Origin of the sequence: Cetobacterium sp., assembly GCF_051653945.1 — a bacterium.
GTDB lineage: Bacteria > Fusobacteriota > Fusobacteriia > Fusobacteriales > Fusobacteriaceae > Cetobacterium_A.
This window is the reverse complement of the sequence record NZ_JBOFXD010000116.1, coordinates 74,390-86,420: the sequence shown is the minus strand read 5'-3', so window position 1 is coordinate 86,420 and position 12,031 is coordinate 74,390. Positions and strand designations below refer to the sequence as shown.

9 protein-coding genes are annotated in these 12,031 nt (G+C 30.1%); 2 read left to right on the top strand and 7 right to left on the bottom strand.

Annotation, left to right across the window (positions count from 1 at the left end; genetic code table 11):
• Positions 1-14: 14 nt before the first annotated feature.
• The 6 genes from ACRC8M_RS12535 to ACRC8M_RS12510 all read right to left on the bottom strand — a co-directional run bounded on the left by ACRC8M_RS12535 (position 15) and on the right by ACRC8M_RS12510 (position 6,934).
• Positions 15-1,484, bottom strand: a complete 1,470-nt coding sequence (locus tag ACRC8M_RS12535) for a nucleoside kinase (protein ID WP_438529448.1) — start codon at positions 1,482-1,484, stop codon at positions 15-17.
• 72 nt (positions 1,485-1,556) lie between these two features.
• Positions 1,557-2,522 carry an ABC transporter ATP-binding protein gene (locus ACRC8M_RS12530; RefSeq protein ID WP_438529447.1) on the bottom strand — a complete coding sequence of 322 codons (966 nt, stop codon included), beginning with the start codon at positions 2,520-2,522 and terminating at the stop codon, positions 1,557-1,559.
• Positions 2,512-3,513: an ABC transporter ATP-binding protein gene (locus tag ACRC8M_RS12525; protein ID WP_438529446.1), complete on the bottom strand. Its 1,002-nt coding sequence runs from the start codon at positions 3,511-3,513 to the stop codon at positions 2,512-2,514. Before ACRC8M_RS12525 ends, ACRC8M_RS12530 begins: the two co-directional genes overlap by 11 nt.
• Before the next feature lie 23 nt (positions 3,514-3,536).
• Entirely contained in the window at positions 3,537-4,409 is an 873-nt protein-coding gene (gene nikC, locus ACRC8M_RS12520) for a nickel transporter permease (protein WP_438529542.1), read from the bottom strand.
• A 23-nt stretch (positions 4,410-4,432) separates the two neighbouring features.
• Positions 4,433-5,359, bottom strand: a complete 927-nt coding sequence (gene nikB, locus ACRC8M_RS12515) for a nickel ABC transporter permease (RefSeq protein WP_438529445.1) — start codon at positions 5,357-5,359, stop codon at positions 4,433-4,435.
• Between the two features lie 72 nt (positions 5,360-5,431).
• Complete coding sequence (locus ACRC8M_RS12510) at positions 5,432-6,934, bottom strand: glutathione ABC transporter substrate-binding protein (protein WP_438529444.1); 1,503 nt, start codon at positions 6,932-6,934, stop codon at positions 5,432-5,434.
• A gap of 237 nt (positions 6,935-7,171) precedes the next feature.
• On the opposite strand from ACRC8M_RS12510, the gene ACRC8M_RS12505 reads away from it, so the two are divergent.
• Positions 7,172-7,633 (top strand): DUF2147 domain-containing protein, encoded by a 462-nt coding sequence (locus ACRC8M_RS12505; protein WP_438529443.1) that lies wholly within the window; start codon positions 7,172-7,174, stop codon positions 7,631-7,633.
• A gap of 74 nt (positions 7,634-7,707) precedes the next feature.
• Here ACRC8M_RS12505 and adhE read toward each other — a convergent pair whose 3' ends face one another.
• A complete protein-coding gene (gene adhE, locus ACRC8M_RS12500) occupies positions 7,708-10,332 on the bottom strand; it encodes a bifunctional acetaldehyde-CoA/alcohol dehydrogenase (protein ID WP_438529442.1) in 2,625 nt (874 codons plus the stop codon).
• A gap of 228 nt (positions 10,333-10,560) precedes the next feature.
• Between adhE and ACRC8M_RS12495 the strand changes: the two genes are divergently transcribed.
• A complete protein-coding gene (locus tag ACRC8M_RS12495) occupies positions 10,561-12,030 on the top strand; it encodes an ATP-dependent helicase (RefSeq protein ID WP_438529441.1) in 1,470 nt (489 codons plus the stop codon).
• Position 12,031 lies beyond the last annotated feature (1 nt).

Sequence of the window (12,031 nt, the reverse complement as noted above, 5' to 3'; positions counted from 1 at the left end):
TTTTAATCTTGTATTTAATAATTATAAAAATAGCTCCCACCTATAAACTCTTTTAATATCGATTCATCTGGCACATATCGATCTGAAATTGTTGTAAAATAACTTAGTAATCTCAATAGTTTTCTAGCTTCATCATAGTGTGGACTCCCCATTTTTATTTTAATCAATTCTCTCTCCACAGCTGGCTTTAAAACACCTATTTCGTAAGCTAAACTTGTATCGAATATAACGTCTGCATTTTCTTGATATGGAAATATATTTTTGCTTTCTCCTTTTCTAACCCTACTCCACATCTCTAAAGTTTCCTCTGCATCAAAATTTCTTGAAATACTATCCCTAACAATTCTTCTCATTTTTCTTACTATACTTGTTTTTATTCTATTATGTGCATCTATATTTAATTGAGTTAGGCAACTAATATAAATTTTAAAAATGTGACTTTGAGAAATCCCTTCAATTAAACTATTATTTAACCCGTGGATCCCCTCTAAAATTATAATTGTTTTTGGGGATATTTTTACTTTTTCACCTTTCTCTTTTCTTAAACCACTAGTAAAATCATATTTTGGAATCTCTACTTCTCTTCCTAACATCAAATCTTTTAAATTTTTATTTAAAAGTTCTATATCTAGAGCTCTGATTGTTTCAAAATCTTTTTTTCCATTTTCATCAATAGGAATTTCCTCTCTATTTATATAATAATCATCTAAAGATATCATCAATGGTCTTATTTCTGATGCCATTAAATGAAGTTTTAATCTATTACTAAAAGTTGTTTTTCCTGATGAACTTGGACCAGCTATTGTAACTATTTTTATATCTTTGTCCTCTAATATCTTCTCTGTTATATTATTTATCTTTTTATCATGAAGAGTCTCATTCACTCTAATTAACTCTATTATATCTCCTTGTAAATTAATTCTATTTAAACTTCCAACACAAGATACTTCCATTATATCATTCCACTTAGAACTCTCCTTATATACTTTAGCTAACTTTACATCATCTATCATAGGTGGAATTTGAATAACTCCATTTATCTCCTTAGGTGTTTTAAATATAAACCCTTCATCGTATGGATATAATTCAAACATATCAACATATTGAGTATTATCATATAACTCTTCTATAAAGTAAGTTCTATAATTATCCAATTCATATACGAAAAAAGATATTATCCCCGTAGTTTCTAAAAGTTCTTTCAAATCCTCTCTAATATTTTTCAAATGTTTTTCTGTTATTTCTTCTGAACTAAATTGAATTTTTTTAATGATTTTTTTCTTTGCTACTATTTCATTCATTCTAGTTTCTATTTTTTTTATCTCTTCTTCTGAAATATAATTTTTCCCATTTATTGTTACATAAACTCCATTATTTAAAGAGTTTCTAAATACCACTTGAAATGATGGATAAATATCGTTAATTGCTTTCAATAAAACTAATTTTGATGTTAAATGATACTTTCTACTTTTAAATCTCTCCATAACCTTTCCTCCTTTATAAAAATAACTCTAAATTAGTATTTAGTCTAATTTAGAGTTATCCTTTTTATTCTTCTATTTTTTCTCTTCTTTTTCTATTAAATGACATGCATAAAAATGTCCTGGTGATATCTCTCTTAAAACTGGTGTTGAGTTTCCACACTCTGGAACCGCCATGCTACATCTTTTTCTAAATCTACACCCTACTCCTGGATTAACTGGTGATGTTATCTCTCCCTTTAATCTCTCTCTACTCATCTTGTGCTTTATACTTGGAATAGGTATTGCTGATAGTAAAGCTTTCGTATATGGATGTACTGGATTTTTAAATAACTCTTTTGCTGGAGCTTTTTCTACAAGTTCTCCTAAGTACATTACAGCTATATCATCAGAAAAATGTTTTACTACTGACAAATCATGAGTTATAAACATATATGTTAGTCCAAACTCCTCTTGTAAATCTTTCATAAGGTTTAGTACTTGAGCTTGAATGGAAACATCTAAAGCTGAAACTGGCTCATCACAAACTATAAACTTAGGATTTAACGCTAATGCTCTAGCTATACCAATCCTTTGTCTTCTCCCCCCATCTAATTCATGTGGATATGTGTTTGTCAACCTCTCACTAAGTCCTACTGTTTCCATCAGCTTAGCTACTTTTTCTTGTAACTCCTCTTTGTTTTTACACTTTTTATGAATTATCAATGGTTCTGCTATTATTTCACTTATAGTCATTCTTGGATTTAAAGAAGCATATGGATCTTGGAAAATAATTTGCATCTCTTCTCTTAATTTGACCATCTCTGCTTTTCCATAATCCCGTATATTTTTTCCTTCAAAAATTATTTCTCCATCAGTTGCTTCAAGAAGTCTTAAAACTACTCTTCCTGTTGTAGATTTTCCACAACCAGATTCTCCAACCACCCCTAAAGTTTTACCTCTTTCTATTGAGAAAGTAACTCCATCTACAGCATGTAAAAGTCCTTTTGGAGTATTAAAATATTTTTTTAAATTTTTTACCTCTAGTATTTTATCTGCCATTTCTTCCCTCCTGTAGCTCTGGTACATTTATTACCCCTTCGTAGGCTAAGCATTTTACTTTGTGTCCATTTTCAATCGTTGTTCTTGGACTTCTTCTTGAACACTCCTCTTGTGCATACGGACATCTAGGATGGAATCTACATCCAGGTGGTAAATCTGTAGGATCTGGCATCAATCCTTTTATTGGTTTTAATCTTGTTACATCCTCATCCAAACTAGGGATTGAATCAAACAGTCCATGTGTATATGGATGCTTAGGTTTTTCAAATATATCGTATAGCGTTCCTGATTCTATAATTTCTCCTGCATACATAATTGCTACTTTATCACACACTTGCGCAACTACCCCTAAGTCATGAGTTATTAGTAACATTGATGTTTTTAATTTTTCCTTTAAGTCATTCATCAAATCTAAAACTTGAGCTTGAATTGTTACATCTAAAGCTGTTGTTGGTTCATCTGCAATCAATAATTTTGGATTACACGCTAAAGCTATAGCTATTACAACCCTTTGTTTCATTCCTCCAGAAAATTGATGTGGATAATCATTTAATCTATTCCCTGGAATTCCAACTAACTCTAACATTTCACTTGCTTTTTCCATAGCATCTTTTGTCGATAATTTTTCATGAATTTGTATTACTTCTGCAATTTGATCTCCTACAGTTAATACAGGATTCAAAGATGTCATTGGATCTTGGAAAATCATACTTATCTGTCTTCCTCTTATGGCTCTCATATCCTCTTCTGAAATAGTTAATAGATTTCTTCCCTGAAAATTAATCTCTCCAGATAAAATTTTACCAGGTGGATTTGGAACTAATCTCATTATTCCTAATGCTGTAGTAGTTTTTCCTGCACCAGTTTCTCCAACCAACCCAAGTGTTTCTCCCTCTGCTAATTCTATCTCTAAATCTGTCACTGCCATAACCTTCTCGTCATTTGCTTCATAGTTTATAGATAAATTTTTTATATTTAATAGTTTTTCCATTTACGTCCATCTCCCTACTGTAATTATTGTTTTAATCTTGGGTCTAATGCATCTCTTAGACCATCCCCTAAAAGATTTAAAGATAGTATTGTTATCATTATCGATACACCTGGAAATGTTGTTACCCACCATGCGTATCTTAGATATTGTCTTCCTCCAGATAACATTGATCCCCATTCGGGAGCAGGGGGTTGGATTCCCAATCCAATGAAACTTAATCCTGCTGTTGATAATATTGCATTCGCCACCCCTAGTGTTCCTTGAACAATTACAGGTGCTAAAGAGTTTGGAATAATATGTCTAAATATTATTCTAGCATCACTTGCTCCTATTGCTCTTGCTGCTTCAATAAACTCTTGGTCTCTTATTGAAAGTACTGAAGCTCTCACTATTCTAGCATATCTCGGAATAGATGATATACTCACTGCTATCATTAAATTTAAAAGATTTGGTCCTAATGCTGATACTATCGCTATTGCAAGAAGTATACTCGGTACAGCTAAAAATATATCCATTACTCTCATTATTATATTATCTAATTTACCACCATAATATCCTGCAATAGCTCCTAGAAATCCTCCTATCACTATCGCTATTCCAACTGCTATTAAACCAACTTTTAAAGAGACTCTAGCACCATGAACTAATCTAGCAAATATATCTCTTCCAAACTCATCAGTTCCTAACCAATGTTGTGATGAAGGCGGTTTTAATCTCATCCTTAAATTTTGCTTAATTACTACTTGATCATAATTTGCTATTTGATCAGCAAATATTGCAAGTAAAACTATTATAACTAATATTACTAAACCAAATAGAGCCATCTTGTTTCTTTTTAAATTTTTCCACAACTCTGCCCATTGGCTTCTTTTTTTCCCCACGTTTTCATTTTTTATAGTAGCCACTTTTATTCACCCCTTTATTTGTATTGCGATTTTATTCTTGGATCCACATAAGCATATAGTATATCTACTGCTAGATTTACAATACTAAATGTTACTGCCAAGAAAATTACTGATGCTAAAACTGTAGGTGTATCTTTTTGTCTAATGGCATCTACCATCATCCTTCCTACACCTGGCCATGAATAAACTGACTCTGTTAAAACAGCTCCACCTAAAAGTCCTCCAAATTGTAACCCTACTACTGTTATAACTGGAATTAATGCATTTTTTAAAGCATGTTTATTTATAACAACTTTTTCTGCTACACCTTTAGCTCTTGCTGTTCTTATATAGTCCTGTCTTATAACCTCTAACATAGAAGAACGAGTCATACGAGTAATTATGGCTGCTGATCCCACTCCTAAAGTTATAGATGGAAGTATCAAACTTTTTAATCCATCAAATCCTCCAGAAGGTAACCATCTTAAGTTAACTGAGAATGTTAAAATTAACATTAATCCAAGCCAAAAAACAGGCATTGATACTCCTAATAAAGCTCCTATCATACTAACACTATCAATTAATGTATATTGTCTTGTTGCCGATATAATCCCTAGTGGAATTCCAATGCAAACAGCTATAATTATTCCTAAAACTGCTAATATTAATGTATTTGGAAATCTTGAAAAAATTTCTCCAAATACCTCTCTTCCTGTTGTATAAGATTGTCCAAAATTTCCAACTACTGCATTTTTTACAAATCTTAAATATTGAACAATAAAAGGGTCATTTAATCCCATCTCTAATCTTAATTGTGCTACTGCTTCTTTAGGAGCACTTTCTCCTAAGATAAGCTGAGCTGGATCTCCTGGTGTAAATGACATTATTGTAAACACTAAGAATGAAACTCCTAGTAATACAGGTATTAACAATAGTATTCTTTTTACTATATATTTGTACATTGTGTAGCCCCCTTTATTTGCTTTATACTAGAAAGGAAACCTAAATGGTTTCCTTTCTAAAATTTAAATATTTTACTTTGTTTTATAAGTTCCATAAATTTTATGGTGTCCTGCTGGATGCATCTTGAATCCTTGTACAGTTTTTTGTTCTCCAATATTTTGCGTTGGATAAACTAATGTTAATACTGGAACTTCCTCTTGTACTATATCTTGAATTTCATAGTAATAAGTTTTTCTCTCTTCTGGATTAACACTACTTCTTCCTTTTACTAATAACTCATCAACTTTTGGATTTGAATAGAATGATCTATTACCAGCTCCACCTTTATTTGCTGAGTTAAACAGTGGATCTAATCCATAATCAGCATCTCCTGTTACAGAAACCCACCCTAGTATATATAAATCATGATCTCCTCTAGCTGTTCCATCTAAAAATGCTCCCCACTCAAGAGTTTCAATTGTTACATCAATTCCAACTTGTTTTAATTGATCCTGAGCAATAACAGCTATATCTCTTCTAATTGGATTATCATTTATCCATAACTTTAATTTTAATCCTTTATCATATCCAGCTTCTTTTAATAACTCTTTTGCTTTTTCTGGATTATACTCATATGCTTTTGCATTAGGATTATATCCAAAAACTTTTGGTCCTATCGATGAATTAGCTGTTTGAGCTGATCCTTGATATACTGCCTCTGCTATATCTTGAGTATTTAACGCATAGGCTATTGCTTGTCTTACCTTTTTATCCTTTAAAGAATCTTTCTCCATATTAAATCCTAAATATGTTGTAGATAAAGATGGTTCTTCAATTAGTTCCAATCTATCATTGTCTCTAACCATATTTTTATCCACAGGATCAATATCAAAAGCTATATCAACTTCTCCTGTTTCCAATCCTATTGTTCTATTTGTTCCTTCAACAATACTTCTAAAGATAACTTTATCTGTTGGAGCTTTTCCTAAATAGTAATCTGGATTAACCTCTAACGTTATTCTATCTCCTGCTTGCCAATTAACAAACTTATATGGTCCTGTTCCTACTGGATGTTGTCCATAAGCTCCACCAGCCTTTTCCACAGCTTCTTTATTTAAAATTCCTGATGCATTATGTGATAAGTGGCTTAATAGTGGTCCAAAAGGAGTTGCTGTTTTTACTCTTACAGTATAGTCATCTACAACTTCTACAGAATCCACTGCTTTTATTATATGCGACACTTGAGGTGACGCTTTCATTCTATCTAAAGAAAATTTAACATCATTTGCTGTTAACTCTTTTCCATTATGAAATTTTACACCTTTTCTTAATTTGAACTCTGTTGTTTTATCATCCACTTGAGTCCAACTTTCAGCTAATCCAGGAACTATATTCATATTAGTGTCCTGTTTTACTAAAGTATCATATATTTGTCCTGATACTTTTGCTGACGGTGCATCATTTGTTGCATGTATATCTAATGTCTTAGCATCTGCTCCATTAGCTATAACTAGGGTATTCTTGTCGGCTCTTGCCTCTAAATTCAATCCTAAAAAAATTGCTAAAGTACTTAATAAAAGTATTTTTTTCTTCATTTTTTCCCCCCTGCATTTCTATTTTATTTTTTCAATAATTTAATATTGTTAATAAAATATAACCTTTTATATCGTACAAATCAAATTTATTTAATGAATATGTCCCATTTAAAAAATAAATTTTTTTTATTATTACTCAAAAAAGAAAAAATATTTTTATTTTGTTCTTTTTTTCAGTATTGATTTATTTAATTACACCTGTTATAATATTAAAAACAAATATTTTGGAGGAATAAAATGAAAAAAATATTTTTATTAGTTACACTTATATTTAGTACCTTAACTTTTTCAAAAGAAGAGAATATTCAAGGAAAATGGATCACTGAAAAAGCTAAAAATGGCAATCAAATTATAGTTGAATTTCAAAAGATAGACAATAGATATTTTGGAAAAATTATACAACTAACTATCCCAATTTATGAGAAAGGTCACAAGTTAGAAGGAAAAACTAAAATAGATTTAGCAAATCCTGATGAAAAACTAAAAACAAGACCATTAGTTGGTATAAATTTCGTTAGTGATTTCACATATAACTCTGAAAAAGATCGTTTTGAAAATGGATTTATTTACAATCCAGAAAATGGAAAAACTTACTACTGCTCTATCTCTTTTAAAGACCCAAATACCCTTATAGTAAAAGGAAGTCTTGATAAATCAGGCTTTATAGGATCTAAACAAATATGGTCAAAAATTAAATAATTATAAATAAAACCTCCTAAATATTTAGGAGGTTTTATTTTTTATATGACTAAATTTAATTAAGGTGGCTTATTTTATTTTGCTTTTTTCTCAGATTTTTCTTCGCTTTTCTTTTGCATAGCTAAATATTTTTCTGGACCATAGTAAGCTCTTAAGTACATCTCTTTTAAGTCACTCATTAATGGATATCTTGGATTTGCTCCAGTACACTGGTCATCAAATGCATCTTCAACCATTTGGTCTAATTTAGATAAAAACTCTTGCTCTGAAACTCCATATTCTGCTATTGTTGACTTTATTCCAATTTCAGCTTTTAATTCTGCTACTTTCTTTCTTAATATTTTAGCTTTCTCTTCTGGAGTTTCATTTCCTTTTGTAAATCCTAAGTAGTCAGCTAATTTTCCATAACACTCTTTTGCATGTGGATATTTATATTGTGCAAATCCTGCCATTTTAAACGGTCTATCTGTTGCATTAAATCTAATTACTTCATCAAGTAATAGTGCATTTGCTACTCCATGTGGTAAGTGGAATGCTGCTCCTAATTTATGAGCCATTGAGTGACATATTCCTAAGAATGCGTTCGAGAATGCCATTCCAGCCATACAAGATGCATTTGCCATCTTTTCTTTAGCTTTAACTGCTGATGCCCCACCTCTTACTGATTCAGGAAGATATTTAAATGTTAATCTAGTTGCTTCTAATGCTAATGGATTAGTAAATTCTGACGCCATTATAGATACATATGCCTCAATAGCGTGAGTTACTACGTCTATTCCTGATGCTGCTGTTAAACCAGCTGGCATTGATAACATTAGTTGTGGATCTACTACTGCTACATTTGGTGTAATTTCATAGTCAGCTAACGGATATTTTACTCCTGTTGTATCATCAGTTATAACAGCAAATGGAGTTACTTCTGATCCTGTTCCTGCTGAAGTTGCAACCGCCCAGAACTCTGCTTTTTCTCCCATTTTAGGGAATTTAACTATTCTTTTTCTAATATCCATAAATGTCATAGCTAAATCTTTAAAGTTTACTTTTGGATGCTCGTACATAACCCACATAATTTTAGCCGCGTCCATTGCTGAACCTCCACCTAAAGCTATGATTACATCTGGATTATAGTTTCTCATTAATTCTGCACCTTTTTCAACTACACTTAAAGTTGGGTCCGCTTGTACATCTGAGAATACTCTAAAATCTACTCCAATATTTTCTAAAACTGTTGTTATATGATCTGTATATCCTAAAGAAGCTAATTGTTGATCTGTTACAATTACAGCTTTTTTCTTTCCTTTTAACTCCTCTAAAGCTACTGGAAGAGATCCGAATTTGAAGTATACTCTTTCAGGAATTCTAAACCATAGCATATTTTCTCTCCTTTTAGCAACTGTTTTTATGTTTATTAAATGCTTAACTCCAACGTTTTCAGAAACAGCATTTCCTCCCCATGATCCACATCCCAGTGTTAATGATGGTGCTAGTTTAAAGTTAAATACATCTCCTATTGCTCCTTGAGCTGCAGGCATATTAATTAATGTTCTTCCTGTTTTCATTGTTTTTCCAAATAAATCAATTTTATCTTTTGCAACTAATTCATCTGCATATAAAACTGATGTATGTCCCATTCCACCTAGCTCTATCAATCTATCTGCTTTCTTTAAAGCATCTTCAAAGTTCTTAGCTTTATACATAGCTAATACTGGTGATAATTTTTCATGTGAAAATGCTTCTTCTAATTCAACTGATTCAACTTCTCCTATAATAACTTTTGTATTTTCAGGAACAGTTACTCCAGCCATTTGAGCTATTTTGTAAGCAGACTGTCCTACAATATCTCCATTTAAATGTCCATCTATTACTATTGTTTTTCTTACTTTATCTACTTCATCACCTTTTAAGATGTAAGCATTTCTTGCTGTAAACTCCTCTTTTACTTTATCATAAATTGAAGCTGGAATTATTACTGCTTGCTCAGAAGCACAGATAACTCCATTATCAAAAGTTTTTGATAATAAAATTGAGTTTACTGCCATTTTTATGTGTGCTGTTTCATCTATAATTACCGGTGTATTTCCAGCTCCTACTCCAATTGCAGGTGTTCCTGATGAATAAGCAGCCTTAACCATTCCTGGTCCTCCAGTTGCTAATATTAAATCTGCCATTTTCATAAGATCGTTAGATGCTTGAACTGATGGCTCAGCTATCCATCCAATTATATCTTTTGGAGCTCCAGCTTTTACTGCTGCTTCTAAAACTATTTTAGCTGCCTCTATTGTTGCATTTTTTGCTCTTGGATGTGGAGAAAAAATAATTCCATTTCTTGTTTTTAAAGCTAATAATGCTTTAAATATTGCTGTTGATGTTGGGTTTGTAGTCGGAACTATTCCAGCTATAACTCCAATTGGTTCAGCTATCTTTTCAACTCCGTAAGCTGCGTCAACTTCTATTGTTCCACAAGTTTTTGTATCCTTATATGAGTTGTATATATATTCTGAAGCAAAGTGATTTTTTATAACCTTATCTTCAACAATCCCCATTCCAGTTTCTTCTACTGCCATTTTAGCTAATTTTATTCTAGCATTATTTGCAGCTAATGAAGCCTCTCTAAATATTTCATCTACCTTTTCTTGAGTAAATTTAGAATATTCTTTTTGTGCTAATCTTACTTTCTCTATTGTATTTATCAGTGTCATAAACATCACCCCTGTTTGAATTTTCATTTTTATAATGCTAGTATACTTGTGTTTTAGTGTTTTTTAAAATTTTTTTTCGATAAGTTTTCTAATTTTTAACCATCAATTTTTGATCATTTTCATTTTTTAGACTCATTATTCAATTTTTTGCTACTTTTATTTGGTTTTTTTACTTTGTTGAGGTATATTCTATTAAGCTTTATTTTTATAGGGGGGAGAATCTGTTTTATGAAAGAAAAACATTTAAAAAATATATCTTTAAAAAATTTAGATTTATCTGATAATTTTAAAAAATTTCTAAGCAATAATTTGAATTTTGATCAATTAATAGCCGTAATAAATTTTAACAGCCATTTTTTAGTTATAGCTGGAGCAGGTTCTGGAAAAACAAGAACCATTATATACAGAGCTCTTCTTTTAATTGAATTAAAAATCCCTTCTAAAAATATTCTGATTCTAACTTTTACTAGAAAAGCTATCAATGAAATAAAAACAAGAATCAGTTCTTTTTTACCTGATTCAAATATTTGTATTGAAACTTTTCATTCTTTAGCATATAAATATTTAAAAAAATATAGTCAAAATAAAAATTTTAAAATTCTTACCATAGATGATGCTTTAATTTTAGCTGAAAAAACTCCTCTTTATGAAGATGTTTTAAAAATTTTTTCTAAAGACATTTTAATAAAAGTTATCTCTTTAACATCTTCCTCTATTTTAAAAGAGTATAACTTTAAAAAATTAGATAAAAAATCTAAAACTCTAGTTATAAATTTCTTTAATAATTTTGAATCATTAAAAAAAATAGAGAATTTCTATTCTTTTAATGACTTACTTATTCAATTTTACAAACTATTAAACCTCAATTTAATCAATGTCGATTTTCAATATATTATGGTTGATGAATATCAAGATACTGATAATTTACAAGTTGATATTTTAAAATTACTAGCTAAAAATTCTAATCTCATGGTTGTAGGAGATGATTATCAAAGTATTTATGGTTTTAAAGGAACTTCCATGGAAAATATCCTAAATTTTTCCAATGAATTTCCCAACGTTAAAACTATTATTTTAAAAGAAAACTATCGAAGTACCAGTCCTATTTTAGATTTATCAAATGAATTTTCTAAAAAATTAAAATATTGTTTTAGAAAATCACTTATAACTAAAGATACGTCCTTAAAAAAACCTAATTTAAATATTTTTAAAAATCATTTTAATGAAATTTCATTTATTTTTGATAAAATTAAAAATATTCTAGATTTAAATCCAACTGCTACGATTGGAGTTCTTTTTAGAAATTTTATTTATATGGAAGAGTTTATCAAATTTTTTAAATCTTCCAATATTAAATTTAATGTTGCTTCAAATCCATTTCTAGAAAATATTTTTAAACATAAATTTCATAATACAAATATAACTCTCTCATTTTTAACTATTCATAGCTCCAAAGGATTAGAATGGGATTATGTATTTATTCCTCTTCTTTTAGAAGGTATCATTCCAAGTTCAATAGGTGATACTTTTAATATAGAGGAGGAAAAAAGACTTTTTTATGTAGCTTTAACTCGAGCTAAAAAAGAGCTTTTTTTATCATATCCCCTATCTTTTTATAGTGATTTTGGTTTATTTAATACTCCATCTCAATTTATTGAAAATATTGATTCTAGTTTTTTTAATATAAAAAGAGGATAGT

Excerpts from the sequence above, each read along its gene's own strand:
- adhE (WP_438529442.1), bottom strand. The coding sequence starts at position 10,332 with ATGACACTGATAAATACAATAGAGAAAGTAAGATTAGCACAAAAAGAA.
- ACRC8M_RS12495 (WP_438529441.1), top strand. The coding sequence starts at position 10,561 with ATGAAAGAAAAACATTTAAAAAATATATCTTTAAAAAATTTAGATTTA.
- ACRC8M_RS12530 (WP_438529447.1), bottom strand. The coding sequence starts at position 2,522 with ATGGCAGATAAAATACTAGAGGTAAAAAATTTAAAAAAATATTTTAAT.
- ACRC8M_RS12510 (WP_438529444.1), bottom strand. The coding sequence starts at position 6,934 with ATGAAGAAAAAAATACTTTTATTAAGTACTTTAGCAATTTTTTTAGGA.
- nikB (WP_438529445.1), bottom strand. The coding sequence starts at position 5,359 with ATGTACAAATATATAGTAAAAAGAATACTATTGTTAATACCTGTATTA.
- ACRC8M_RS12535 (WP_438529448.1), bottom strand. The coding sequence starts at position 1,484 with ATGGAGAGATTTAAAAGTAGAAAGTATCATTTAACATCAAAATTAGTT.
- ACRC8M_RS12525 (WP_438529446.1), bottom strand. The coding sequence starts at position 3,513 with ATGGAAAAACTATTAAATATAAAAAATTTATCTATAAACTATGAAGCA.
- ACRC8M_RS12505 (WP_438529443.1), top strand. The coding sequence starts at position 7,172 with ATGAAAAAAATATTTTTATTAGTTACACTTATATTTAGTACCTTAACT.